The following is a 24,877-nucleotide window of genomic DNA, read 5'->3' as shown; positions in this document are numbered from 1 at the left end:
TAAAATAAACTGTAGAGTATATGAGAACCTAAAAAGCTACTCACCCCCTAATTAACGTAATAACTCTACAAAATCATATTATCATATTTGTACAATTTTGTAAATATTTTAGTTGTATTTTTTTGCTATTTTGTTAAACAAATTGTCATATATAGTAAATTCATAAAAACAATTATTGAGTAACAAAATCTCTCCAACCTATATTAAGTAAAAATAATGTGAACACTTTTCTTTAAAATCATAATATCATTTTTATCCCTTTTTGTAAATATTTATTGTAAAATATTGTGGTATATGTGTAAAATATTGTTATTATAATTGAAATATTGGAATTCTACGCTTTTCAGATAAATAAGTATTTTGTTGTTGACATTATGAATTATTGCTCTTATAATATAAAAGTGTTCGGCAGGGCAAGCCCTCAAGTATTAAATATGCGCCATTAGCTCAGTTGGTAGAGCACCTGACTCTTAATCAGGGTGTCCCGGGTTCGAATCCCTGATGGCGCACCACAATTTGTCTGAAAAGCCTGATTTCATCAGGCTTTTCAGCGTTATATAAACAAAAAAAGGACACTATTTTGAAGTGAAAATTCAAAATTAATGTCCTTTTTGTATTTTAAAGAGAAAAGGTACGAAATACCTTACTATATTGCTGCAATTAACTTCTTAACTCCTACCATATTTATCGCTCTCCTTATGTTATAGGCAAGGAAACTAAGCCCCAGCTCTGCTGATGCTTTCTCTTTACCTTTACATAACAGATAGTATGCTCCGTGATACCATTTAACAGTTCCAAAAGGATGTTCTGACAGGCACATTCGCTCTATTATCATTTAATGTAAAACAACTTAAGGCAGATTGTTCTTGTAGTTCTACTTCTATTGCTGTATTTTCATAACAGGATGGCAGCACTTCTGCAGCTATACATTTTGTATGTCCTCCGGTTTGCTTGAATTCCTTATTTCTTCTGTTATTTCCGCTTCTTCATAGTCAATTGTATAAAGTCTTTCATGCTTATCATATTTTAAAGCAACGTTTGGAACTATTCCGTTCATTACACAGTTTAAAATATCCTCACGGCTTTCATAGCCTTTATCGGCTACTACCTCAACTGTTTCGATTTCAAGACTTTCCTTTGCATTTTGGGCTTATTCTTTAAGTAATCCTTGATTATTATTGCGGTTGGTAACTTCATATTCAGCGATTAGATGGCTACCTTTATCAACTGCTGTCTGAAAAATTTTTGTTTAATCCATTTGGGCTGAAATTAATACTTCTTTTTGCTTTCTGGTCATTTTTTTAATGCCGTATTCCCTGGATAAAGCCATTGATTTGGTTTCAGCCTCTTCGTAATACACAAGTGTTACCGGGAGTCTTGCCCTGGTATACTTTGCCCCCTTCCCCTGGTTATGAATTTTAATTCTCTTTTGCAAATCATCTGTATAACCTGTGTAAAGTGTATTGTCAGCACATTGCAAAATATAAACGTAATACATTAAAAACACCTCGGATATGTAAATATTCAATTATTATGCAAGTATTTTTGCAACAGCCCTAACCATACAGGAATCAGCCCTTATTTTTAAAGGAAATGCCATTAATTCAAAATCAGAATCTCCGGGAATTTTGTCTAGGTTAGTTAAATTTTCTAATATCAAAATACCGTTACTCAGCAAGTATTTGTGTATTTCAAAAGGAAATCTGTCAGGTGAAGGAGCATCCATTCCCACTAATTTTATTCCATGCTTCACCAGCATTTCGCAAAATGACAGGCCTAGTACTGGGTGATTATTATAATAGGTTTCCTCTCCATAGAATTTATCCATTCCGGTATTTATCAGCAATATCCTCTTATCTCTTAAAATATCCAAATGGCTGTTTTCTGCTTCTAAAACACTTTTACCACATGTATGTATTACACATGCAGGGCCATAAAAATTTTCCAAAGAATAGTCACATATATATTCACAAACATCAGTCATGTGCATAACCCCATCAACATGAGTTCCAACGTGCATTCCTGTTTCAAGCCAATGATTATTATAATGATCTTCGGAAAATTTCTGACTATGGCATAATCTTACAGAATTATCACCAGGATAAACAGGCATATTGTTAATTATTTCACGAGATAAATCTATCAGTTTCATATTCTAATTCCTAATATTTTTATAGTCTATATTATTATACAGTTTTTTTGAACTTATGAAAAACTTAATTATAAAAGGCTTCATAGCCGATTTAAAACAGCTAAATGAAGCCTTCTTTCTTGACTTACTGAACACTGTAATTCGTTACAAGCCTGCTTGCGCCGCAGTAAATCTGGATTCTATATGTCCCGGTATCCGTTTTTTCGTCCACCTTCCATGTACATAAAAGATTTCCGTCCTTACCTGCAACTAAATTTCTCACAGAAGAATAATCTCTTCCGTTTATTTTATAGGATGCAACAATTTTACAATTTGAGCCAGGTGCAACCTTGATTGCAAGTAATCCTATTTCTCCGCGTCTGACATACGGCCTTCTTGCAACAATTTCTATTCCTCCGCCAGTCTGGGCTTGTAAGTCGTCTTGCCTATTTGCTACATCTATGCTTCGGCTCTCTAAAGCCTTGTTATTAATATAGCCCGGCATTAATAATGTAATGGCAATTAAATAAGCTAAAATACGTTTCAAATGAAATCACCCCAATGTATTTATTACTTATTTTTCGCCATTATTATTTTAATATTAATTGCTCAAGGTAGTAATTAATGCTAATTAATAATTCTTTGCAAGCATTTGGAAATATGCTTTAGGATGGTCACATACAGGACATACTTCAGGAGCTTTTTCTCCCACATGAATGTGTCCGCAGTTTGCACACTGCCAAACTACTTTTTCACCCTTTATAAATACTGCATTACCTTCAACGTTCTTCAGAAGAGCTAAATATCTCTCTTCATGTTCTTTTTCAATTTTTCCTACAGCTTCAAAAAGATATGCTATCTTGTCAAAACCTTCTTCTTTAGCCTCTTTTGCAAATTGTGCATACATATCAGTCCATTCATAGTGCTCACCGTTTGCAGCATCCTTAAGATTAGAAGCAGTATCTCCTATTCCATCGTGCAAAAGCTTAAACCATATTTTAGCGTGTTCTTTTTCATTATTTGCTGTTTCAGTAAATAATGCAGCTATTTGCTCGTATCCTTCTTTTTTTGCTTTTGATGCATAGTATGTATACTTATTTCTTGCTTGTGATTCACCTGCAAATGCAGCCATAAGATTTGCTTCTGTCTTAGTTCCTTTTAAATTACTCAATTGAATTTACCTCCTGTTTAAATTAGAAATTATAAATAATAATAGATTTAATAATGTTATACCACATTTTTCATAAATATAAACAAATATTTTTGCAAAAAAACTCATGATAAATTATATCACACAGAGGTAATTTTAATGAATTATGCCAATACTATGTTTGCGTGTATAAGATATAATGTTAATCAAAAGACATTGTTTAATATTAAGTAATAGATATAGTATAAATAAATTTAGCATAGGAGGTTGATTACCATGGAAAAATCAATTAGAAAAAAAGTATCTGATTCTAGAACTGAGCAAATTCAAATATTAATGCCTGAACATATAAATGGTTTTAACCGTCTCTTCGGCGGCAAGCTTATGGAATGGATTGATGTTGTTGCAGCCGTCGTTGCCAGGAGACATTCCGGCTGTAACGTTACTACAGCATCTATAGACAATTTACAGTTTAAAGCACCTGCCTACGTAAATAGTACTATCTTCCTTCTTGGACAGATTACTTATATAGGAAACACATCAATGGAAGTACGAGTAGATACCTTTGTTGAAGAACTCAACGGAATTCGTCGTATGATAAACAGAGCATATCTTGTTCTTGTTGCATTGGATAAAAATGACCGCCCTGTTCCAGTCCCTGGAATAATACTAGAAACAGAAGAAGAAAAAGTAGAATGGGAAGCCGCTAAAAAACGCTGTGAATTGAGAAAGAAAAGACGCCGTGAAGAGTTTTGAGAAAATATATATTAATCTGAATCAAATAAATACCTAATCATTTTTTGAGGATTATTTAGAAATTGTCTGGTTACAATATAATGCTCCATTTCCTCATATTTAGTCAGCTTTATCCCATCTTCATTTAATGTGAAAATGTCTGCGTCGGGATAAGCTAACAGAAGAGGTGAATGTGTAGCTATAATAAACTGACAGTTTTGCTTAACAAGCTCATTTATACGAACCAGCAATGTCATCTGCCTTGTTGGGGACAATGCAGCCTCAGGTTCATCAAGTACAAACAGGCTGTCTCCTCTAAACCTATTCAATACCAGTGACATGAAACTTTCTCCATGTGACTGACTGTGTAGGGATTTCCCTCCATATGTGTGTATGAATGGGTTTAGTGCAGCCTTATCAAGTCTGTCAACCTCACTTGCAACATTATAAAAGCTCTCCGCTCTTAGGAAAAACCCATCCTTTGGCCTCTTTACACCCTTTGCAACTATAAGATTTTTATATAAAGTAGAATGAGTTTCTACTGAAGAAAAATTAAAGTTCCTTGAACCACCCTCAGGATTAAATCCTAAGTTTACAGCAATAGCCTCAAGCAAAGTTGATTTTCCGGTACCGTTTTCACCCACAAAAAAAGTTACCTTCTTATTTATAGCTAAAGTTCCAAGTTTTCTGATAACCGGGAGAGAGAAAACATAACTTTCATCTAATGAAACGCCTTTCCTTAGCTTAATTTCCCTAATATATAAATCATTAAACAGGTTTGACATCTTTCATCCTCCATAAAATATGTCCAAGGCCTCATCAATTTCCATTATATACATTTTTCTTTATTAAATCAAGAACATTTGTTCTTTTTTTTACTTATTAGCCTTTGATTATCTTGGAAAATATGTAATAATAATTATATATTTAAAGACGGAGATGTTTTTTATGAATATTGAACTAATGACTGATATCTTAAAAAATGCTGACAAAATTGTATTTTTCGGAGGAGCAGGAATGAGTACGGAATCCGGCATACCTGATTTCCGTTCTGAAAATGGTCTTTACAGGACGGCTGACGGCTCACAATACTCACCCGAAACAATGCTTTCACACAGTTTCTTTGTTTCACATACCGATGAGTTTTACAAATATTATAAATCAAAAATGATATGCCAAGATGCTAAACCAAATGCAGGACATATAGCTCTCGCAAAACTCGAGGAATCCCAGAAACTTAAGGCTGTTGTAACACAGAATATAGATGGTCTTCACCAACTGGCAGGCAGTAAAAAGGTTTATGAATTGCATGGCTCGGTACATAGAAATTATTGTACCAAATGCAGAACCTTCTATGATTTAGATTATATAGTAAATGCAATAGGAACTCCACATTGCATGAAATGCAACAGCATTGTAAAGCCTGATGTTGTTTTGTATGAAGAACCTCTAAACGATGAGGTTGTAAACGGGGCCGTAAATGCAATAAGAAATGCTGACGTTCTTATAATTGGAGGTACATCACTGGTTGTATATCCTGCTGCAGGACTTATTAATTACTTTAGAGGCGAAAAACTCATTCTTATTAATAAAAGCCCCACTCCCTATGATTCCAGAGCAGACCTTGTAATAAATGATTCCGTGGGAAAAGTACTTGAAACTGCTGTAAAATCAATTTTATAACAAAAATTATATACTCACAATTGCTTTAGCAAGCATTTTGCCTAATACAACTCCCGTAAGGCAAAATGCTATGCTAAATATAATGTTTGCAACACCAAAGACTACTTTTCCCTCCTGAAAAATGTTAACTGTTTCTAGACTAAAGGTTGAGAATGTTGTAAATCCACCTAAAATGCCAGTAGTTAAAAACAACTGAAGTTTTTTATTTTCAGGGCACAAGCCCATTAGCAACTGTGTTAATAATCCAATCAAAAACGAACCGATTACGTTAATAATTAGTGTAGCAACAGGGAAACTACTTATGTTAACCTTGTTTACTAAAGTTGATATATAATATCTTGACGCCGCCCCAATGAATCCGCCAAGTCCAACAGCTAATATGTTCATTAAAAAATCCCCTTCTTAAGATGTTACAATATGATTTTTTATTATTATATAACATGTTATGTTTATACTCAAATTCTATATCAATTGATTGTTTAAAGTCTCCACATAATTTTTGCAATTACATAATTGCACTATTTTCAAAGATATGATAAATTATTTATGCGTATTTATACATAAATTCGACTTTTTATGCATAAACAGCTCTCTGGAGAGTCCCATGTATGGGCGCCGAAGGTGCAAGGCAGTGGTTTTCCATTGCTGGTCTCTCAGGCAAAAGGACAGAGCTTTATAGCTTAACGTCTTTCTCTTGGAGAGCCAAAACATTCGTTTTGGCTTTTTTGTTTTTCAAAAATTTCAAGAAGGGATAGGTTAAAAATGTTAGAAAAAATCAGTAGTTTCATTTCTTGGTTTGATGGTATTGTTTGGGGATTGCCATTAATCATCTTAGTACTTCTAGTTGGAATTTTACTCACAGTAAGAACCGGTTTGCTGCAAGTTAGGCATCTTCCCCGTGCACTAAAGTATATGGTAAAAAATGAAGAAGGCGGAAAAGGTGAGGTATCCAGTTTTGGCGCACTTTGTACAGCTCTTTCTGCCACAATCGGTACAGGAAATATCGTAGGTGTTGCAACTGCAATCGTTGCAGGCGGACCCGGTGCTTTATTCTGGATGTGGATTGCAGCGTTTTTCGGTATGGCTACAAAATATACCGAAGGACTTCTGGCTATAAAGTACCGTACAATTGACGAAAACGGACACGTTTTAGGAGGTCCATTCTACTACATACGAAACGGTATGGGTAAGAAATGGGGCTGGCTTGCAAAGGCTTTCTCATTTTTCGGTGTTGCTGCCGGGCTCATGGGTATAGGAACTTTTGTGCAAATTAATGGTATTTCAGATGCAGTACATAATTATTTTGATCCGGAAAATCTACATACAATATCTATTCTGGGAAAAAGTTATTCTTGGACAATAGTATTAACTGCTGTTATTGTTACTTTGTGTGTAGGATTGGTTATTATCGGTGGCATTAAAAGGATAGCAAAGGTATCGGAATTTATAGTTCCTTTTATGGCAATTTTTTATGTTATTGCTACACTCATAGTTGTTTTTGTCAACATAAAGGCCATTCCCGATGCCTTTGTTCAAGTTTTCCAAGGCGCATTCGGGCTCAAAGCTGCAGGTGGCGGAGCAATAGGTGTTGGTGTAAGTTCAATGCTCAACTCCATGAGAATGGGTATTGCCCGTGGTATTTTTTCCAACGAATCTGGTTTAGGAAGCGCCCCAATTGCTGCGGCTGCTGCTAAAACACATGAACCCGTACGTCAGGGTCTTGTATCAATGACTGGTACTTTTATTGATACAATTATTGTCTGTACAATGACAGGTCTCTGTATTATAGCCACAGGTTCATGGAACATAGGTCTTAAAGGTGCCTCTGTAACACAAAACGCATTTAAAAATGGTTTCTATTTTGCACCGTCTCTGGGTTCCTTTATTTTGATGATAAGCCTGGTGTTCTTTGCATTTACAACAATTATCGGCTGGAACTATTACAGTGAACGTTGTATGGAATATTTGACAAACGGCAATATGAAGGCAGTTAAAGTTTTCCGCTGGCTGTATATTCTGGCTGTTTTTGCAGGCCCATTTATGGCAATAGAGGTTGTTTGGAATATATCAGATATTTTCAACGGTTTGATGGCCTTTCCAAATCTGATTGCACTGATTGCATTAAATGGTGTCGTTGCAGCGGAAACTAAAAAATATTTTGCAAAGATAAAGGAAAGAAAGCTTAGTTAAATTTTTGCTTGCTTATACTAAGAGTTTTCTTGACATAACAAGAATTTTTAATAAAAAAGTACGACGCTGTAAATAATTTTGTGTATGAAACATAGGAAATACTCTTTTCTGGTTAAGAATTTAAGTATTAACCAGAAAGGAGTATTTTTTATGAGCGTATTATCAAAAGAGTTAGTACAGGAAATAATTGCGGAGAATGATTTTAAAAATCCCGGAGAAATAATCTCCTTTTTAAAGGAGGCATTTAAAGATGTTCTTCAGGAAATGCTTGAAGCCGAAATGGATGTTTCTCTTGGGTATTCCCGAGATGAGTCAAGACATAAAATTACCGACAACAGTAGAAACGGTTACTCAACAAAAAAACTAAAGAGTGAATTCGGCCCTGTACAGATTGATATTCCAAGGGACAGAAAAGGTGAGTTTGAGCCTAAAATAGTTCCCAAGTACAAAAGGGATGTATCAGGAATTGAGGATAAGGTGATTTCTCTTTATGCCCGAGGCATGTCTACCAGAGATATTCACGATCAGGTTAAAGAGCTTTATGGAATAGATATTTCTGCTGAAATGGTTAGTAAAATAACTGAAAGAATCCTTCCTGAAATAAAAGAATGGCAAGGTAGGCCCCTTGAGGCTATCTATCCTTTTGTATTTATGGATGCTATCCATTACAAGGTAAGAACTGATGGACAAATAGTAAATAGAGCTGCTTATGTTGTTATGGGTGTAGATATTTCAGGTAAGAAAGATATCCTTGGAATATGGATTGGAGAGAACGAATCCTCCAAGTTCTGGTTAGGTGTGTTAAATGACCTTAAAAACAGAGGTATAGAAGATGTACTCATATTCTGTGTGGACGGACTTACAGGGCTCAAAGAAGCTATTGCAGCTGCTTTTCCAAAGTCAGAAATTCAAAGGTGTATAATTCATCAACTAAGAAACTCATTTAAATATGTTTCATATAAGGATTTGAAGGCTTTTTCAAAGGATTTTAAAACTGTCTACACAAGCCCCAGTGAAGAAATAGCATTAAACCGGTTTGAAGACCTGAAAAACAAATGGGGCAAGGATTATCCATATGCATTTAAAAGTTGGGAAAACAATTGGGAAGTTTTATCACCATATTACAAGTTCCCAGAGCAGATAAGAAAAATAATATATACAACCAATATAATTGAAGGATTGCATCGGCAGTTCAGAAAAGTTACTAAGACAAAATCCGTTTTTCCTTCTGATACTTCTCTTGAAAAGATGCTTTATTTGGCATCAATGAATGTAATAAAAAAATGGACTCAACGATACCGGAATTGGGATCAGGTCATGAGTCAATTAATGATTATGTACGATGGGAGACTGGATAACTATATTTAAAACATAGAGCAAAGCCCCCACCGCCCTGAAGGGCTCGTCCTCATTGCCGGACGGGCTAGACCTTCAAAATACAGGTATAAGCATAGAAATACCATTATTAAATAATTATTGCCAGATTTAATCTAAATAATGCATAAAAATAGAATAATCTGGCAATAATTTGAAATATAGTATTAAATTTTTGAGAGTTAATACTTTGGAAATACTTAGCCATCATTGAGTTTGAAAGGCTTCATACACAAAATTATTTACAGTCCCATTTTTAATAAAAAAGTACTCCTTAGTGGTTAATACTTAATTTCGTAGCCATTAAGGAGTATTTTCTATGTTTTTTACGCAAAATTATTTACAGTGTCTCTATGCAAGAACAATAGGCTCAAAATCCAAATCTTTGCCTAAGTTGCTATTTTTAATTAATTGATAGAGCTTCTTGGAAATAATAATCTTTCTTGCACAAATATGTCCATCTCCAAAAGATTCATGTGTCCGAACAATATCTGAATTAATATTGCTAAAAATTTCTTTTCGAAATGTTAACCCTTTTCCTGAGTATATATATTTTGCTTTTCCACAAATGCTGCAATTTCGCACTTCTTTAACTGATTGCTTCAACTCCAACAGACCAGGTTCTAATTCATTTTCAATGTAAATTTGATATATATCATCAAAAGGAATATTTTTTTTATGGTTTATGACATCTAAAAACCTTAAACCAGAGATGCTGTTACGCACAAGAAGATCTTTAGCAAAAGAACTAATGAAAAGCTCATCCTCGACCCAGTTAAGCATCAAAAAGTGACGTTTTCCCCATTTAGGAGCTTTCACAATTCTAAAACTATCTTTCTGAACTAATCCACAGCCACAACTACTGCAAAACTTAGAATTGTTATAGGTTATCCCTTTATAAGCAGAATCATCTTCAGGCTGAGGATACTCAAATCTAAATTTAGATAGAATACTATACCATTGAGCTTTCTCATACTCTTCTTTTGTGTATATAGCATCAATTATCGGCGTAATTTTTTCCTTTTGATAATAACTATACAGCTCATCTATCCATTCATCATCTTCGAATATATAAGCTACCCCAATAAAACTATTTGTATCTTCAAATTTTGAATTTTTAGCACGTAAAAAATTAATAAATTCTTCACTAATCGTGTCTTTGTCATATGCAATCCTATGCCTTATCTTCATATTCTATTATCTCCTTACTTAAAAATAGTCTTTTTTGCTGCTTCAAGTAACGCTGGAAAGTTTTTATACACCTTTTGAGCTGCTTGCCATATCTGATCTTTAGATAATTTGCTGTAATCAGTTCCATATGGAATTATTGCTCTCCAAGCATTAGTAAAGACTTGATGTTCAGTCTTATTAACAGCAACGCTAAGCATTGAATTCGTACTTGAAATTCCTAATGCTTTAGCTAGTCTTTTTTCAATTATGTGATGTGCTTCTAACCCAGTACCCTTAAGCTTTTTATGCAATGCACTATAAGAATCCAGTCCATACTCCGCTGCTTTACTAAGATTACCAAATACATCTAGTCCGCCCTTAATAGCATTATTTGTTCCCTTAGTAATAGCTTTCTTTACATTTGAAAAAACCTCATCTGCTTTTCTGCAAACTGTTTCAACGCCGCTTTGAATTTTCTTAGCAAATGCAAGAATACTTTTAACTATCTTTTTGCCAGCCAACCACTTTACAGCCCTTGAATTTGCGACTTTTTCCATTAAATTAGGAAGCTTGCGAAGCAGTCCTTTCAGATTGTCCAGATATCTGTTAAGTTTAGACGTAACATTTTTTGCCCCGCCTAATAATTTTACCAATTGCTTTATTGCATTTTTAACTGTTTTTGAAATATCTCCAATTTTGCTCCCGACCTTACTTATAGTTTTCATTGGTACTGCCATTGCAGAACCAACAACAGGTATCAGAGCAATTCCCGATAATACTGCACCCAACCAATCTTTACGTACTATACTTATTCCTACATTAACTCCGTCTGCTATATCACCAACGCCAGGCACAAAGCCTATAACATCTATAACAGTTTGAATTCCGTCTAATATGTCATCTGTTTGATTGTTTTCTTTTTTACTATTTCTCTGTATAACTTTATTTTCCTGCTTAACATTAAAGGATTCTTTAAACTGCACAGTGCCGTTCATCGAACTACTTTCTTTAGCAGCTTTGCTTCCCATAACATCTGCTTCTTTTTCTAATCTTCCTTCATCATTTATCTTATCACCGGACTTCAACTGTAAAGTTGGTTTCACTCTACCCTGCTTCTGTTGTACTACATGCCATCCTTCGTGGGGTAGATACTTTTCCTGTCCTGTTGCAATATGAATATCGTTTCCCTGTGTATAGGCTAGAGCTCCAACCCGCTGTGGCTTATCAGAGTTTCGATGCACTTTTACATCTGATAAATCAATACCTGATAGTTTTTCAAGTCCTGCTCTCAAATTTTTTGGTATACCTAAGCTCGAATCAGTAGCATCTCCGTCATTCTTCTTCATTTGCAATGGTTTTTTTACATCATTACGGATTATTTCTTTAGTTTCTTTTTTGCCATCCGAATTCTTCTTAATTTCAGAGTCTGATTTATTTAACGGAGTTAGATTCATGGCAACATTGCTTTGATCTAGCTTACTCTGCTTTTTGCGTAGTTTTGCCTCCTCTCTTATTGCTACTGTTTGACGGTATCCTATTGCAGATTGTATAATCATGAATTCATTTCTTGTTATGCTATCAGGATCATTAATCATTATCTGCAACAATTTCTTATAATCCGTAGTTCTTACATTCTTTTTAATTGGAGTAGACTTGCTATTTTGGGTATTACTCACAGTATTTTTTGCTCTGCTTATAGTTGTCTCCGGCTTTTTTAGTAACATTTTGGTCTGCATTTGCTTTCCCCCTAAGATTCATCCTTTATAAATAAGTAAATTTTAGAGGCTGTTTTACATCTAATCCCAATTTTTTTTATAGATAGATTAATTTCAAACCAATAAATAAATACTTCTGGAATTACCCAAAAAGCTGGAGAAAAGAAGGGGTTAAATGAAAAAGTAAATTCCAGTGTGACTTAAACCAAGAGTTGTGTAGGACTAAATTCAATTTTTCCGGGTTAACAATTGTAAAATTTATGTATATAACAGTCTTATTTGCAGTAAGAAATCTATTTATAAGCATGCTAAATAAGCACTTGGTATTTTTTGTGCAAGACTAAATTCCACCTCCAAAGAACACTGGAATTTAATCTTGCAAACTGGACGTTACTCTTGCACAGCCGGAATTTACTTTTTCATTTTAGTTTACATTAATAACTGAACATGTACTTAAAAATAGTTATAATACAATTAAGTAATTATTGTAATATATGGATATATATGGTATCTTATTATCAAAAATAAAAAAAGTGAGGTATCAGTATGAAAAAAATTGTATCATTAATGCTAGTATGTACTTTGTTTGTAAGTATGTGTTTTTTCAGCTTTGCGGATTCAGGTGCTAAAGAAACCAATGTATCGGTACTTTATGAAAAGTATTCAGATTATGACTTAAGTACTCTTGAAACAGCATCAAAAATATTTTTTAACGATGTAAGCATGCAGGAGTTGGCTAAAGAATATACTCCAGAAAAAATAAACAATATCCTTGATAAAGCTCTTGAAATTTCAAAGGATAAAGATAATAAAAGGAGTCAAGAAATCAAACAATATTTAGAAAACCTAAAGGAGTTACATGCAATAGATAAAAATTATAAAATAATAACAACAACTAAAGCTGAAAATCAAAAACTCTCAGGAGGTTATGTAACTCAAGCTGTTTCAAGTTTTGATTTGAGAGGAACTTGTATCAAGAATGCAAAGTTAATGTCTTCTACGTATAGTACTAATTATAAATTAGGTTTAATTATGTATAATAATAACATTATAAGTGCAAGTGCATATGCTTATATGTCAACAGGAATATTTTTTACATCGAAAGTTAAATCAGGCGGAGAGTGGGACTTTAAAGCTACTTTAGGTTATTCAACTTTATATAAAGTTACATATGAAGGATATACATTTTATTATTCAGGTGAAATAATTGGTAATTTCCATTACGGTTATACTGGTGCTACAGTATTTCCAGATACTGTTTTACTATCTGCTGCAGGACTTGTACAAATAATTTCTGGAACATCGGATATAAGTTTTTGGGATTCATATTTTGATGACCCTATGGATCAAACCTGGATAGAGGAAGGTATTCGTGTATACAAAGCAGGCGACATTTAAGCTATAAATAGAATTAAAAGGAGCCTGTGAAGAAAAGTCTGTAAAATCAGCTTTCTATGATAAAATCATATTATCATAGGAGGCTATTTTTTATGGCAAGAAGAAAGAATTCGATGAGCGAAGGAAAAAAGAACATTATTGCATCCCTACTTCAAGAGTATGACATCAAGACTGCAGAAGACATCCAGGAAGCACTTAAAGACTTGTTAGGGGGTACCATTCAGAGCATGTTGGAAGCCGAGATGGATCAGCATTTAGGCTATGAGCCATACGAACGTTCCAATAACACCAATTACAGGAACGGAAAAAAATCCAAATCAATACAAAGTACATATGGTAAGATGGAAATTGACGTTCCACAAGATCGAGAATGTTCCTTTGAGCCACAAATCGTGAAGAAGCGTCAAAAGGATATCTCAAGCATTGACCAAAAGATCATTGCTATGTATGCAAGAGGTTTGACAACTCGCCAGATCTCTGACCAGATCGAAGAAATCTACGGATTTGAAGTTAGTGAAGGCATGGTATCCGATATCACAAACAAACTGCTTCCAGAAATTGAGGAATGGCAACAACGTCCACTATCCAGCGTTTACCCAATTGTATTCATAGATGCTGTGCACTTTTCTGTTAGGGACAACAATGTCATCAAGAAGCTGGCTGCATACATCATTCTTGGAATCAATGAAGAAGGCCAAAAGGAAGTGTTAAGCATTCAGATAGGCCAAAATGAAAGCAGTAAATATTGGCTTAGTGTCCTAAATGAACTGAAGAACCGTGGAGTCAAGGATATTCTTATACTTTGTGCAGATGGCCTGAGTGGCATCAAGGAATCCATTGCTGTAGCTTTTCCGGAAACAGAGTATCAACGCTGCATAGTCCATCAGGTAAGAAACACACTAAAATATGTTGCAGACAAAGATAAGAAGGAGTTTGCTAATGACCTGAAGACAATCTACCATGCCCCTACAGAGGAGACCGGATATGAGCGTATGATGCAAATTACGGACAAGTGGCAGGACCGTTATCCTAACGCCATGAAGAGTTGGTCTACGAACTGGGATATCCTAAGCCCGATTTTCAAGTTTTCTACGGATGTTCGCAAGGTAATCTACACAACCAATGCTATAGAAAGCCTGAACAGCACATATCGTCGTCTGAATCGTCAAAGAAGCGTATTTCCAAGTGACACAGCCCTCTTAAAGGCCCTATATCTAGCAACCTTTGAGGCAACCAAGAAGTGGACTATGACTCTCCGTAACTGGGGTAAAGTCTACGGTGAGTTGTCCATCATGTATGAGGGCAGGCTTCAGCAATAAAATCAGGACAATCAAAAACACCCTTTTGGAAGGGTGCTATTGACATGCCATTAATTTACTATTATATTGTAGACAAGTTATGAAAGCCAGCATCTGGCCTTCACAACTCTAATAAAATTATCATAGAAAGCTATTTACAGAGATTATTTCACACACTCATTAAAAGAGATATCATGTATTTAAGTGGTATCTCTTTTTATTTCCACAATAATCATTTGAACTACTTATTTCTCCAATCATAAGTATCATGAAGTATATTTAGCTTATGACCATTTATTATAACAGTAACATTATCAATCCATTTAATATCAGCGGTTTCTTTCTTATAATCCCAGTAAATATTCTTTGGTTTCTTTTTTATTTTTTTATAATTCAATTCACCTAAAACAGCTGGTGCAGAAAGGGATGATTCTGATATGTATACCTTTATACTGTACTCCCCAGAAGGTGACTCTACTTCGGATATTAGTCTATCCTTGGGCAATCTACCCATATCAAAAAATGACCAATAGATTAAATACGATAACAACGCAATAATTACAATAACTAAAAACTTCTTTTTCAATATTTTCTTCCCCCAAGCTTTTAACATATTTCGAAACTAATAAAGTTCATTTGTATTAATTATATAAGCAGTTATTAGTAATTACAACTATTTACATATTTGTGAATTATAGTTTTTTTGTTTATCTTGTTGGTTTTATTTTTCAGCTTTTGATTTTGGGGTTTTAAGATATTTAAAAATAATAAAATCGTTAAGTGAAAAAGTAAATTCCAAAAAAATCTAGATGTAAATGCACAAGAAAACTCCATTTTTAGAGGCTTGTGCATTTTGTTTTGTTCAATAATGTTATATAATTATTCTATGTTAGGGAGAATAATACTGTTAAGTAAGTAAAAAATCGCAGGCTAATTAGACAACTGGATCATGTGTTGAAAGACTAAATTCCACTTGTCATTGAGACTAAATGTTATGTTTTGCTTGCCTGCATTTTACATTAGAATTTTAATTATTTCTTTAACAGATAAGGTTTGAGTATGACTTCGTTTGCTTTGATTTCTTGAAGCCCTAATACCTCAAACACACATTTATCAAGCAGCAGAGAGGCTAGCTCAAATGGGGTTCGGCCATTTAAGCTAGCTCTAGCTGTACTGTTGATATGATTAATCATGAAAGTTATATCATCTTGAGTAAAGTTATCAAAAGTGTGTCCTTTCGGAACAATATACCGTATAAATTCATGGTTCTTTTCAAGTGCCCCTTTCTGATAAGAGGCATTTGGGTCACAGTAGAAAATTCTTGTCCTAGTAAAGAATTTTAAACCTGTTTCAAGAAGGATAGGATTAGTAAATTCAGGACCATTATCGGTCATAAAAACTGGAAAGGTCTTTTGAAATCCCTTAGTACTTATGGCTTCCTCTAAACGGTTAAGGATATCAAGAACAGCTTCCTGTGTTTTAGAGGGGAGTAAAAAAGCAAGCATGATGACCTTGCCTCAATAAAATAGACAGCAAGAATCACTATTTATCTCATTAATTCTTACAATATCTATGATATTTCCTTCAGCACGAATGGGGGAATATATCCATTTGCTGAATGAGTCCTTTTACGGTTATAAAACAGTTCTATGTATTCAAAAACAGCCTTTTTAGCCTCAGCTCTGGTCTCAAAATTATAATCATTTAGCCATTCCATTTTAAGTTTGCCCCAAAAAGATTCCATAGGGGCATTATCATAACAATTGCCCTTTCTGCTCATACTGCATACAAATCCATATCTTTTTAGCAGATTTTGATAGTCATTACTGGCGTATTGAATTCCCCGGTCAGAATGAATTATTAATCCTTCTTTAGCACCGGTTCTTCCAATTGCTTGATTCAGAGCAGCAGATACCAACTCCGTTCTCATATGGTTCGCCATAGCCCATCCTACAAGCCTACGTCCATAGAGGTCCATTACACCAGCAAGATAAAGCCAACCTTCTTTTGTAGGAATATACGTAATATCTGATACCCACTTCTGGTTAGGTCTACTGGCAGTAAATTCTCTATTAAGAATGTTATCTGCCACAGGAAGACTATGATTTGAGTACGTAGTCGCTTTATATTTCTTTGACACTTTGGAACGTATACCGTTTGCCTTCATTAACCTTGCAACACGGCCTTTACTGGCTTTCTGATTTTCCGGAAGATTCTTTGTTATCTGAGGAGCACCATAAATTCCATGACTCTTTTTATGGATTTCTTTAATAGTTTCAAGGAGCTCTCTATTTGACTTGCTCCGATTACTTTCGCTACGTGAAAAATATGCATAATAACCGCTTCTTGATACTTGAAGGGCCTGACACATCTTTGCAATCCGAAATATGAAGCGGTGTTTATAGATAAAATTAAACTTGTTTATTTCTGATTTTTCGCAAAATAGGCCGCGGCTTTTTTTAATATTTCATTTTCCTCTTTAAGGTTAGCTAATTCCCTGCGTAATTTTCTTATTTCATCATCGTCAGGCTTAAGGTTACCACTGCCTGGAAAGGCACTTGAACCATCCTTTTCATAAGCGATTAACCAGTCTCTTACTGTTGAGTAGTGCACTCCAATTTCTTTTGCCATTAAGCTTGCTGTTGTTTCACCTGCCAATATTTTTTCAACGGTCTGTTCCTTGAATGCTTTATCAAACTTTTTTCTCTCAGCCATTTGAATCCCTCCATGTTTTTATTATATAGGGATTCCTTGTGTCCATCAAACTGGATTAAGGTCATGAATCTTGAATTTCGGAAAAGCATGGTCAATAGAACTTTCCCGCCTTTAGTACCCTCAACAGTGTCCATTTCTACAACAGAGGTATCAGGATGTTCACCCAAGAATGAAAGAAAATCAGAGTATTTTCTACCCTCTCTCCAGCTGTGATCTTTGGTTATGTTAGTATGTCGTTTCCTCGGCTTATATTTAACTTTCCTAGGTAAATCTATATTTCTGACGGTAAGGATATTGTTATTAATGTAATTATAAAGAGTTCTTCTACCACAGGGTATAACATCCGAGTTGCTTAGAAAAATGTGTGAGATAGGTTGTCCTTGTTTAATGAGTGGAGATACTAAAGAATCAAGTTCTGAGAGAGAGTCTTCGCTTAAATTAATACCTTCCCGGGATGTGGAAAGAATTGTTCTATACTTACTATGGGCAGTAGTGGCCCTATAATAGTATTTGTCCATTCGACAAATATTCTTTTTATCACATCCATTACAAACAAAGGGTGCACGTAGAAGCTTAGAACAGTTATTAGGTACGTATTTGGGACAATATTTATTACAGTTAGAGCAGCTAGCACATCTGCTATGGAATTTGTGGGAAGTACAAGGAATACAGATATCGGTAAGAGTACATCCCTGTCTTGACATACAATTATTAGGAATATATATCGTATTTCTAGTTTTTACTACACGATGTTTTTTAACCTCCTTGGAAATTGTTGTAGGGTCTTTGGAAAGAAATAAAGCAATGTCTTTAAATGCAATAGATTTTTCCAAAGCTTTTTCAATGTAAATTCGATCATCAAGGGACAAATGTCGTTGGTTACCTTTTATTAATTTTGCGTTAATTGAAAAGTTAAATTCCACTGTAAATTTTAATTCCACAATGAAGAGTAAATTCCACTAAATCAAGTCTTTGAACTATATTCTTTGTGCCTGAAATATAGTATAATAAGCATACAGAAAATTGCTCTGAAGAAAAAATTGCATGGCAAACAGCCGACTGGAGGATTTTTTGTAAAACTAAATTCCACTCGGAATAGAGTTGATATTGAGGTTTCTATCCGCAGTTTTAACTCTTGGTTTGTGTTTCTATTTCAGCAGTTTTGGTTTTAGGATGATATCGTCGCAGGATATCTCTCTTAGTCCGAATGCATTTAATGCATGTTTTTCCAGTAGCAATTGAGCCAGTTCTAATGGGGTTCTACCATTTAGACTGGCTCTTGCTGTACTGTTAATATGATTTGCAAGTCTTGTTACATCCCATTGCGTTAGTTTATCAAAGGATGAGCCTTTGGGAAGAACAGAACGTATATATTCGTGGTTCTTTTCTATACCTGGTTTTTGCCACGAAGCCATAGGATCACAAAAAAATATGGATGTGCGTATGGTATTATCAATCCCACATTCCAGTCCTTCTGGGTTTGAAAATTCCGTACCTCTGTCTGTTAAAATAACTGGAAATGTGTTGTAGAAGCCGATAGGAGACATTTTTTCTTCCAGATGGTCAAATGTTTTTTAACAGAAGTTGCTGTCTTATCTGGCAATAGATAAATTAACATCAATTTGCAGCTGCGAAAGAATAATGTAAGTAGTACTTTTTGGCTACCCTCACAACCGACTACTGTATCCATTTCAACAACATTCGTCTCTGGATGGGCTTCCATATATTTCATGAAATCATTATAAGTTCGTCCTTCAAAAATCCCTGTATCTTTGGCTTTTGGTCTGTCTTGTTTGCAAGGCTTATACTTTACTTTTCTGGGGAGATCAATGTTTTTCACAGATAACACACCAGATGCAATATAATTATAAATTGTTTTTTCAGAACATTTTATTTCGGGATGATTTTTAAGTATTTGGTACGGAGTCTGCCCCTGCAAAATTAAAGGTGTGACAATTGCATCCATCTGATTAAGTGAATCTTCAGATATATTGATTCCATTTCTAGATTCAACAAGGATAGTCTTATATTGACGATTAGCCTGAGTTGCTTTGTAGAAATATTTATCAAGCCTGCATCCAGCTTTTTTAGAACAACCGTTACAAACAAAAGGAGCCTTTAATACTTTACTGCATATTTCATTTTTAAACTGGTCACAATGGGTATTACAAGCATTACATGTTCTGCATTGCTTCTTACAAGCAACAGTACGTTTGAAGACATTTGTAAGGCCACATTTACCACGATGAACACAATGATTATGGGATACAAAATTATTTCTAGGAGTAAGAGCACGGTGCTTCTTGACCTCCTTTGAAATAGTAGTAGGATCCTTGCATAAATATTTTGCAATTTCTTTAAATGGCATATTATTGTCCAGAGATTTTTCAATAAAAATCCTATTATCTAGGGTAAGATGTTTTTGGTTTCCTGGTATTAAATTCGTTAATTGAAAAGTTAAATTCCACTGTAAATTTTAATTCCACAATGAAGAGTAAATTCCACTAAATCAAGTCTTTGAACTATATTCTTTGTGCCTGAAATATAGTATAATAAGCATACAGAAAATTGCTCTGAAGAAAAAATTGCATGGCAAACAGCCGACTGGAGGATTTTTTGTAAAACTAAATTCCACTCGGAATAGAGTTGATATTGAGGTTTCTATCCGCAGTTTTAACTCTTGGTTTGTGTTTCTATTTCAGCAGTTTTGGTTTTAGGATGATATCGTCGCAGGATATCTCTTTTAGTCCGAATGCATTTAATGCATGTTTTTCCAGTAGCAATTGAGCCAGTTCTAATGGGGTTCTACCATTTAGACTGGCTCTTGCTGTACTGTTAATATGATTTGCAAGTCTTGTTACATCCCATTGCGTCAGTTTATCAAAGGATGAGCCTTTGGGAAGAACAGAACGTATATATTCGTGGTTCTTTTCTATACCTGGTTTTTGCCACGAAGCCATAGGATCACAAAAAAATATGGATGTGCGTATGGTATTATCAATCCCACATTCCAGTCCTTCTGGGTTTGAAAATTCCGTACCTCTGTCTGTTAAAATAACTGGAAATGTGTTGTAGAAGCCGATAGGAGACATTTTTTCTTCCAGATGGTCAAATGTTTTTTTAACAGAAGTTGCTGTCTTATCTGGCAATAGATAAATTAACATCAATTTGCAGCTGCGAAAGAATAATGTAAGTAGTACTTTTCGGCTACCCTCACAACCGACTACTGTATCCATTTCAACAACATTCGTCTCTGGATGGGCTTCCATATATTTCATGAAATCATTATAAGTTCGTCCTTCAAAAATCCCTGTATCTTTGGCTTTTGGTCTGTCTTGTTTGCGAGGTTTATACTTTACTTTTCTGGGGAGATCAATGTTTTTCACAGATAACACACCAGATGCAATATAATTATAAATTGTTTTTTCAGAACATTTTATTTCGGGATGATTTTTAAGTATTTGGTACGGAGTCTGCCCCTGCAAAATTAAAGGTGTGACAATTGCATCCATCTGATTAAGTGAATCTTCAGATATATTGATTCCATTTCTAGATTCAACAAGGATAGTCTTATATTGACGATTAGCCTGAGTTGCTTTGTAGAAATATTTATCAAGCCTGCATCCAGCTTTTTTAGAACAACCGTTACAAACAAAAGGAGCCTTTAATACTTTACTGCATATTTCATTTTTAAACTGGTCACAATGGGTATTACAAGCATTACATGTTCTGCATTGCTTCTTACAAGCAACAGTACGTTTGCAGACATTTGTAAGGCCACATTTACCACGATGAACACAATGATTATGGGATACAAAATTATTTCTAGGAGTAAGAGCACGGTGCTTCTTGACCTCCTTTGAAATAGTAGTAGGGTCTTTGCATAAATATTTTGCAATTTCTTTAAATGGCATATTATTGTCCAGAGATTTTTCAATAAAAATCCTATTATCAAGGGTGAGATGTTTTTGGTTTCCTGGTATTAAATTAGACATAATTAACTCCTTTCACTGCGGATTGGGAAACCAAAATTAATTATACATGAAGTAGTGGAATTTACGTAAGACTAAATTCTACTCTAACTTTTTAAAAGTGGAATTTACTTTTTCATTTAACAAGTAATCCTGAAATGTATTGTTTAGTCTTTACATTCTAATTTTAGTGTGCTATAATTAGTTTCGCGTTATCGGGATGTAGCTCAGTTTGGCTAGAGTGCTTGCTTGGGGTGCAAGAGGTCGCGTGTTCAAGTCACGTCATTCCGACCATAGTAAATAAGCGGCTTTCAGAAATTGAAGGCTGCTTATTTTTTTAAATAAAACTTATAAATAACTTATAAATGTTTATTTTCATAAAAAAATAAGCCTTTCGGCTTACTTTTTCATACATTGAATTAAATTGTCAATGTAAATCAGCTCCTGCCGATTTACCATTTCATTAAACTTATTAAATAAAATCAAAAATTCATTATCTAATTGTTTTTTAATTTCCGTTTCTGCTCTGACAATCTGTTTTTCTAACACCTTATATTCAGAACACATATTGATTCTTAATTCGCATTTTTCTAATATACATTGTATATCAGGACCATCCATAATTTTACCTCCTGCAGACATTATAATTTAATATCACTCCTTCTTACAAAATATATATGGCTCAATCATACTTGAATTACAAATTGCCTTTATCGTCTAATTTGTTTAGCTATTACCACGGCATTGAAAATACTGATTTGAACAATGAAAATCTCTTTTTTACTTTTTCAATAGTATAAGTATGTAAATTGGCATATAATTGTCATTATATTCAGGCATTATGTGATATAATTCAACCATATTAAAAATACTACTATATTAAGTGCCTCCCAGAACTTAATATAACGAAAAATCTAATTAAAGTATTAATCCTCCTTTCATGGTATTATTTGTATATATTATATACCATGTTATTTTCATTTCCATAAAAAAACAACAAAATACCATTTTCAAGCAACGAAAATATGTTTATTATAGATATTTTGAGCAATATAGTAATAATTTGTAATAATCGGTCAGGATTGCTAGGAATCGTATTTGTTAATCAAATACGGCTAATATAATATATAGTTAATGGGAGGTAGTTATATTATGTTATATTTAGCAATTTTAGACGATGATGCGAATATACTTGTAGAGCATGAGACAAGAATAACAAATCTGTTTAAAAAGCATAAAATCGATGGAGAAATAGTAATAGCGACAAGGGACTATAGAAAATTTGTAGAAGTAGTACAAAACAATAAAGTCAATGTTGCTATAATTGATATTAATCTCAAAGACAATATAAATGGTATGCATATAGCTAAACAGATCCGTGAAAATAACCGGGATATAGAAATTATATTTTTTTCTGGCTGTTTGAATTATAGTCAATTAGCGTACGAAGTTAAAGCTCACTGGTTTATCGAAAAACCAAATTGGACTTTCTTAGAAATTACCTTAGTAAATCTAAACAAAGAAATGCTTAAATATAAAAGGTCTGTAATATGTATAGAATGTAACACTGGTGATAGAGAAGATTATGGCAAAAGCTTTATAGCACTAAATGATATTGATTTCATTGACCGTATAGGTAATAAAACCTGTATACATATAGATAAGGATGCTACGTCAGTAAAAGATACATATTTTACATCCGAAGGTCTTGCTGAACTCAAAGATCGTATCGGGGATGAAAGATTTCAGCAATGTCATAAGTCAATTATTATAAATACTGAAAAGATTGAACATATAAATTCAAAGTATACAATAATTACCCTCCGCAGTGGCGTCGAATGTGATATCGGTCCTAAATTTCGGAATTACTTCCGGGAATGGAGGCCCTTATCGTTATGTTAGAATATATCTTAATGAATACGCTCTTTTCCTTGTTAACAGCAGTTTTACTACTAGCCTTTTTGAAAGTTGTTTTTAGACATAGAGTATCAAAGCTACAAATAGTCATTTTCTTATTATCTTTCGGACTTGGAAACGGAGTAATAACAGCGATTTGGATGATATTATTTGGAACATCAAGTATGGTTCAAATAATCAAGCCTATATTAATATTTATTTTAAGCATAGCATTGATTAAATACTTACTTAAAGTAACTTGGCCAAAAACGGTAGCATCGTTTTTGAGCATAATGGTAGCGACTGGTCTAGGCAATTTAGCAACCCCAATAATATTAAATTTATTTGGCTTAACAGTAACAACTAAGACCATAGGCGAAAGCATTACCCTATATTTTTTCGCAAACATAACAACTTACATTATTTCAATGCTTATTATCTGCATCATACCTGCTTTGTTCCGGGAACTCAAAAATTTGAATCCTGTATCAATATTATTCTGTGTAACACTTATAATTATTATTGTAAGCGGGCAGATTTATGGACTAACCCCTAATGTGAAAGCCTTCCAACTTGAACTGATTGTGTTGGTTATATTATATGTACTCGTACTGTTTGGTTATGGTAAACATCAAAAAGAGCAAGCACTAAAAGAAGAAAAACGGCAGCAGGAATTTTATAACGAGTCGCTCAAAGACACATTGCAAAAATTAAGACATTTTAAGCATGATTATAATAATCATTTTTCTACCCTAAATTTTATGCTTAGCAATAACAAATATGAAGAAGCTAGAAACTATGTATCCGAATTATCTGGAAATGTAAGTAATATTAATACTGCAATTTATAATATTGAAAACGTTGCCCTTTTTGCAATTATATCTTCTAAGTTGGATAAAGCAAAAAAATCTAATATCAAATTCAATTTACAAGTTGTAGGGGTTGTAAATTCAATCCCTGAATTAAAAGTTTCTGAGCTGTGTGCAATCATTGGTATTTTCCTTGACAACGCTATTGAAGCAGCTGAAGAATCAAGGGAAAGAACAATAGATATGTCTATTATAAGTTATCAGGATTGCATAGAAATTTTGATATCAAACAGTTGTGATCAAGCACCAATGATTAAAAAAATTAACTTAGATGGTTATTCCACTAAAGGTAGTGAAAGAGGCCACGGATTAGCTATTGTTTCAAATCTGTTAAGTGACTATAAAAGGTTTATATGGAAAACCGATTTTGATGAAACTTTTATGAGATTTAATCAAAAGCTAAAGATAAAAAAGACCTCATTATGAGGCCTTTTTATTGCAGCTCTTTATTTTAATAATGAAGTTGGACATTCCTTTTGGTAAAAAGAAAACATCCAACAAGCTCCGGCCGATGCAGTAGCTGCGGTAATGCCAATTACAGATAGTGCCATGAGTACAATTAATTTAAGCTTGTTCTTCATA

General features: G+C 34.0%; 27 protein-coding genes, 2 tRNA genes and 1 riboswitch. Of the genes, 10 read left to right on the top strand and 19 right to left on the bottom strand.

Going from position 1 to position 24,877, the window contains the following annotated elements:
• Positions 1 to 436: 436 nt before the first annotated feature.
• Positions 437 to 512, top strand: a tRNA-Lys gene (locus tag K412_RS0117090).
• Between the two features lie 134 nt (positions 513 to 646).
• Here K412_RS0117090 and K412_RS22395 read toward each other — a convergent pair.
• The 6 genes from K412_RS22395 to rbr all read right to left on the bottom strand — a co-directional run bounded on the left by K412_RS22395 (position 647) and on the right by rbr (position 3,302).
• Positions 647 to 835: a hypothetical protein gene (locus tag K412_RS22395; protein ID WP_157833848.1), complete on the bottom strand. Its 189-nt coding sequence runs from the start codon at positions 833 to 835 to the stop codon at positions 647 to 649.
• A gap of 87 nt (positions 836 to 922) precedes the next feature.
• Complete coding sequence (locus K412_RS22960) at positions 923 to 1,057, bottom strand: hypothetical protein (RefSeq protein WP_278244556.1); 135 nt, start codon at positions 1,055 to 1,057, stop codon at positions 923 to 925.
• A 192-nt stretch (positions 1,058 to 1,249) separates the two neighbouring features.
• Positions 1,250 to 1,498, bottom strand: a complete 249-nt coding sequence (locus tag K412_RS0117075; RefSeq protein WP_024834203.1) for a GIY-YIG nuclease family protein — start codon at positions 1,496 to 1,498, stop codon at positions 1,250 to 1,252.
• A 33-nt stretch (positions 1,499 to 1,531) separates the two neighbouring features.
• The gene (locus K412_RS0117070; RefSeq protein ID WP_024834202.1) at positions 1,532 to 2,152 is read right to left on the bottom strand and encodes a cyclase family protein; all 621 of its coding nucleotides are present in this window, start codon (positions 2,150 to 2,152) and stop codon (positions 1,532 to 1,534) included.
• Between the two features lie 124 nt (positions 2,153 to 2,276).
• Positions 2,277 to 2,678, bottom strand: coding sequence for a hypothetical protein (locus tag K412_RS0117065; protein WP_024834201.1), 402 nt, complete (start codon positions 2,676 to 2,678; stop codon positions 2,277 to 2,279).
• An 84-nt stretch (positions 2,679 to 2,762) separates the two neighbouring features.
• The gene (gene rbr, locus K412_RS0117060; RefSeq protein WP_024834200.1) at positions 2,763 to 3,302 is read right to left on the bottom strand and encodes a rubrerythrin; all 540 of its coding nucleotides are present in this window, start codon (positions 3,300 to 3,302) and stop codon (positions 2,763 to 2,765) included.
• Positions 3,303 to 3,557: 255 nt separating this feature from the next.
• Between rbr and K412_RS0117055 the strand changes: the two genes are divergently transcribed.
• Complete coding sequence (locus K412_RS0117055; RefSeq protein ID WP_024834199.1) at positions 3,558 to 4,037, top strand: acyl-CoA thioesterase; 480 nt, start codon at positions 3,558 to 3,560, stop codon at positions 4,035 to 4,037.
• 11 nt (positions 4,038 to 4,048) lie between these two features.
• On the opposite strand, the gene K412_RS0117050 is transcribed toward K412_RS0117055, so the two are convergent.
• Positions 4,049 to 4,801: an AAA family ATPase gene (locus tag K412_RS0117050; protein ID WP_034848274.1), complete on the bottom strand. Its 753-nt coding sequence runs from the start codon at positions 4,799 to 4,801 to the stop codon at positions 4,049 to 4,051.
• Positions 4,802 to 4,964: 163 nt separating this feature from the next.
• Here K412_RS0117050 and K412_RS0117045 point away from each other — a divergent pair, with 163 nt between their 5' ends.
• Positions 4,965 to 5,699, top strand: coding sequence for an NAD-dependent protein deacylase (locus tag K412_RS0117045; RefSeq protein WP_024834197.1), 735 nt, complete (start codon positions 4,965 to 4,967; stop codon positions 5,697 to 5,699).
• A gap of 6 nt (positions 5,700 to 5,705) precedes the next feature.
• On the opposite strand, the gene crcB is transcribed toward K412_RS0117045, so the two are convergent.
• Complete coding sequence (gene crcB, locus K412_RS0117040) at positions 5,706 to 6,086, bottom strand: fluoride efflux transporter CrcB (protein WP_024834196.1); 381 nt, start codon at positions 6,084 to 6,086, stop codon at positions 5,706 to 5,708.
• Positions 6,087 to 6,281: 195 nt separating this feature from the next.
• Positions 6,282 to 6,378: riboswitch (glycine riboswitch) on the top strand.
• A gap of 83 nt (positions 6,379 to 6,461) precedes the next feature.
• On the opposite strand from crcB, the gene K412_RS0117030 reads away from it, so the two are divergent.
• The gene (locus tag K412_RS0117030) at positions 6,462 to 7,889 is read left to right on the top strand and encodes an alanine/glycine:cation symporter family protein (protein ID WP_024834195.1); all 1,428 of its coding nucleotides are present in this window, start codon (positions 6,462 to 6,464) and stop codon (positions 7,887 to 7,889) included.
• A 150-nt stretch (positions 7,890 to 8,039) separates the two neighbouring features.
• Positions 8,040 to 9,257, top strand: coding sequence for an IS256 family transposase (locus K412_RS0117025; RefSeq protein ID WP_024833290.1), 1,218 nt, complete (start codon positions 8,040 to 8,042; stop codon positions 9,255 to 9,257).
• Between the two features lie 357 nt (positions 9,258 to 9,614).
• Here the strand turns inward: K412_RS0117025 and K412_RS0117020 are convergent, their stop codons facing one another.
• Entirely contained in the window at positions 9,615 to 10,454 is an 840-nt protein-coding gene (locus K412_RS0117020) for a hypothetical protein (RefSeq protein ID WP_024834194.1), read from the bottom strand.
• A 14-nt stretch (positions 10,455 to 10,468) separates the two neighbouring features.
• Positions 10,469 to 12,169 carry an eCIS core domain-containing protein gene (locus tag K412_RS21500; RefSeq protein WP_024834193.1) on the bottom strand — a complete coding sequence of 567 codons (1,701 nt, stop codon included), beginning with the start codon at positions 12,167 to 12,169 and terminating at the stop codon, positions 10,469 to 10,471.
• Between the two features lie 525 nt (positions 12,170 to 12,694).
• On the opposite strand from K412_RS21500, the gene K412_RS21495 reads away from it, so the two are divergent.
• Both K412_RS21495 and K412_RS0117005 read left to right on the top strand, forming a co-directional pair.
• Complete coding sequence (locus tag K412_RS21495; protein WP_024834192.1) at positions 12,695 to 13,546, top strand: polymorphic toxin type 44 domain-containing protein; 852 nt, start codon at positions 12,695 to 12,697, stop codon at positions 13,544 to 13,546.
• A gap of 92 nt (positions 13,547 to 13,638) precedes the next feature.
• Positions 13,639 to 14,865 (top strand): IS256 family transposase, encoded by a 1,227-nt coding sequence (locus tag K412_RS0117005; protein ID WP_024832113.1) that lies wholly within the window; start codon positions 13,639 to 13,641, stop codon positions 14,863 to 14,865.
• A 220-nt stretch (positions 14,866 to 15,085) separates the two neighbouring features.
• Here the strand turns inward: K412_RS0117005 and K412_RS0117000 are convergent, their stop codons facing one another.
• From K412_RS0117000 to K412_RS0116975, 7 genes are all read right to left on the bottom strand, one after another.
• Entirely contained in the window at positions 15,086 to 15,430 is a 345-nt protein-coding gene (locus K412_RS0117000) for a DUF5412 family protein (RefSeq protein WP_024834191.1), read from the bottom strand.
• A gap of 445 nt (positions 15,431 to 15,875) precedes the next feature.
• Positions 15,876 to 16,349, bottom strand: a complete 474-nt coding sequence (locus K412_RS0116995; RefSeq protein ID WP_024834190.1) for a hypothetical protein — start codon at positions 16,347 to 16,349, stop codon at positions 15,876 to 15,878.
• Positions 16,350 to 16,414: 65 nt separating this feature from the next.
• Positions 16,415 to 17,559, bottom strand: a protein-coding gene (locus K412_RS0116990) for an IS3 family transposase (protein ID WP_278244529.1) whose coding sequence is annotated in 2 segments (ribosomal slippage) — positions 16,415 to 17,295 and positions 17,295 to 17,559 — 1,146 coding nt in all. Because the reading frame shifts where the segments join, the coding sequence is not laid out codon by codon here.
• Positions 17,475 to 18,482 carry a helix-turn-helix domain-containing protein gene (locus K412_RS21975; RefSeq protein ID WP_422784881.1) on the bottom strand — a complete coding sequence of 336 codons (1,008 nt, stop codon included), beginning with the start codon at positions 18,480 to 18,482 and terminating at the stop codon, positions 17,475 to 17,477. The genes K412_RS0116990 and K412_RS21975 overlap by 85 nt, the downstream gene beginning before the upstream one ends.
• 225 nt (positions 18,483 to 18,707) lie before the next feature.
• On the bottom strand, positions 18,708 to 19,106 hold the full coding sequence (locus tag K412_RS22830) for a hypothetical protein (RefSeq protein ID WP_242835600.1): 399 nt from the start codon (positions 19,104 to 19,106) through the stop codon (positions 18,708 to 18,710).
• Entirely contained in the window at positions 19,064 to 19,927 is an 864-nt protein-coding gene (locus tag K412_RS21045; RefSeq protein WP_242835724.1) for a helix-turn-helix domain-containing protein, read from the bottom strand. The genes K412_RS22830 and K412_RS21045 overlap by 43 nt, the downstream gene beginning before the upstream one ends.
• Positions 19,928 to 20,252: 325 nt before the next feature.
• On the bottom strand, positions 20,253 to 21,554 hold the full coding sequence (locus K412_RS0116975) for an IS30 family transposase (protein ID WP_024834189.1): 1,302 nt from the start codon (positions 21,552 to 21,554) through the stop codon (positions 20,253 to 20,255).
• Positions 21,555 to 21,746: 192 nt separating this feature from the next.
• On the opposite strand from K412_RS0116975, the gene K412_RS0116970 reads away from it, so the two are divergent.
• A tRNA-Pro gene (locus K412_RS0116970) sits at positions 21,747 to 21,824 on the top strand.
• 105 nt (positions 21,825 to 21,929) lie between these two features.
• On the opposite strand, the gene K412_RS0116965 is transcribed toward K412_RS0116970, so the two are convergent.
• Complete coding sequence (locus K412_RS0116965) at positions 21,930 to 22,151, bottom strand: hypothetical protein (RefSeq protein ID WP_024834188.1); 222 nt, start codon at positions 22,149 to 22,151, stop codon at positions 21,930 to 21,932.
• Positions 22,152 to 22,682: 531 nt separating this feature from the next.
• Between K412_RS0116965 and K412_RS0116960 the strand changes: the two genes are divergently transcribed.
• Entirely contained in the window at positions 22,683 to 23,432 is a 750-nt protein-coding gene (locus tag K412_RS0116960) for a LytR/AlgR family response regulator transcription factor (protein ID WP_024834187.1), read from the top strand.
• On the top strand, positions 23,426 to 24,721 hold the full coding sequence (locus tag K412_RS0116955) for a sensor histidine kinase (RefSeq protein ID WP_024834186.1): 1,296 nt from the start codon (positions 23,426 to 23,428) through the stop codon (positions 24,719 to 24,721). The genes K412_RS0116960 and K412_RS0116955 overlap by 7 nt, the downstream gene beginning before the upstream one ends.
• A 20-nt stretch (positions 24,722 to 24,741) precedes the next feature.
• Here K412_RS0116955 and K412_RS21970 read toward each other — a convergent pair whose 3' ends face one another.
• On the bottom strand, positions 24,742 to 24,876 hold the full coding sequence (locus tag K412_RS21970; RefSeq protein ID WP_081741811.1) for an AgrD family cyclic lactone autoinducer peptide: 135 nt from the start codon (positions 24,874 to 24,876) through the stop codon (positions 24,742 to 24,744).
• Between the last annotated feature and the right edge of the window lies 1 nt (position 24,877).

This window comes from Ruminiclostridium josui JCM 17888 (assembly GCF_000526495.1).
GTDB classification, from domain to species: Bacteria; Bacillota; Clostridia; order Acetivibrionales; family DSM-1351; genus Ruminiclostridium; species Ruminiclostridium josui.
Note: the sequence above shows the minus strand (reverse complement) of the source record. Positions and strands in the feature narration are given on the sequence as shown.

Bases quoted from the DNA above. Each gene is read 5' to 3' on its own strand.
- K412_RS22395 (WP_157833848.1), bottom strand. From the start codon at position 835: ATGATAATAGAGCGAATGTGCCTGTCAGAACATCCTTTTGGAACTGTT.
- K412_RS22960 (WP_278244556.1), bottom strand. From the start codon at position 1,057: ATGAACGGAATAGTTCCAAACGTTGCTTTAAAATATGATAAGCATGAA.
- K412_RS0117075 (WP_024834203.1), bottom strand. From the start codon at position 1,498: ATGTATTACGTTTATATTTTGCAATGTGCTGACAATACACTTTACACA.
- K412_RS0117070 (WP_024834202.1), bottom strand. From the start codon at position 2,152: ATGAAACTGATAGATTTATCTCGTGAAATAATTAACAATATGCCTGTT.
- K412_RS0117055 (WP_024834199.1), top strand. From the start codon at position 3,558: ATGGAAAAATCAATTAGAAAAAAAGTATCTGATTCTAGAACTGAGCAA.
- K412_RS0117050 (WP_034848274.1), bottom strand. From the start codon at position 4,801: ATGTCAAACCTGTTTAATGATTTATATATTAGGGAAATTAAGCTAAGG.
- K412_RS0117045 (WP_024834197.1), top strand. From the start codon at position 4,965: ATGAATATTGAACTAATGACTGATATCTTAAAAAATGCTGACAAAATT.
- crcB (WP_024834196.1), bottom strand. From the start codon at position 6,086: ATGAACATATTAGCTGTTGGACTTGGCGGATTCATTGGGGCGGCGTCA.
- K412_RS0117030 (WP_024834195.1), top strand. From the start codon at position 6,462: ATGTTAGAAAAAATCAGTAGTTTCATTTCTTGGTTTGATGGTATTGTT.
- K412_RS0117025 (WP_024833290.1), top strand. From the start codon at position 8,040: ATGAGCGTATTATCAAAAGAGTTAGTACAGGAAATAATTGCGGAGAAT.
- K412_RS0117020 (WP_024834194.1), bottom strand. From the start codon at position 10,454: ATGAAGATAAGGCATAGGATTGCATATGACAAAGACACGATTAGTGAA.
- K412_RS21500 (WP_024834193.1), bottom strand. From the start codon at position 12,169: ATGCAGACCAAAATGTTACTAAAAAAGCCGGAGACAACTATAAGCAGA.
- K412_RS21495 (WP_024834192.1), top strand. From the start codon at position 12,695: ATGAAAAAAATTGTATCATTAATGCTAGTATGTACTTTGTTTGTAAGT.
- K412_RS0117005 (WP_024832113.1), top strand. From the start codon at position 13,639: ATGGCAAGAAGAAAGAATTCGATGAGCGAAGGAAAAAAGAACATTATT.
- K412_RS0116995 (WP_024834190.1), bottom strand. From the start codon at position 16,349: ATGCTTGCTTTTTTACTCCCCTCTAAAACACAGGAAGCTGTTCTTGAT.
- K412_RS22830 (WP_242835600.1), bottom strand. From the start codon at position 19,106: ATGTCTCCTATCGGCTTCTACAACACATTTCCAGTTATTTTAACAGAC.
- K412_RS21045 (WP_242835724.1), bottom strand. From the start codon at position 19,927: ATGCCATTTAAAGAAATTGCAAAATATTTATGCAAGGATCCTACTACT.
- K412_RS0116975 (WP_024834189.1), bottom strand. From the start codon at position 21,554: ATGTCTAATTTAATACCAGGAAACCAAAAACATCTCACCCTTGATAAT.
- K412_RS0116965 (WP_024834188.1), bottom strand. From the start codon at position 22,151: ATGGATGGTCCTGATATACAATGTATATTAGAAAAATGCGAATTAAGA.
- K412_RS0116960 (WP_024834187.1), top strand. From the start codon at position 22,683: ATGTTATATTTAGCAATTTTAGACGATGATGCGAATATACTTGTAGAG.
- K412_RS0116955 (WP_024834186.1), top strand. From the start codon at position 23,426: ATGTTAGAATATATCTTAATGAATACGCTCTTTTCCTTGTTAACAGCA.
- K412_RS21970 (WP_081741811.1), bottom strand. From the start codon at position 24,876: ATGAAGAACAAGCTTAAATTAATTGTACTCATGGCACTATCTGTAATT.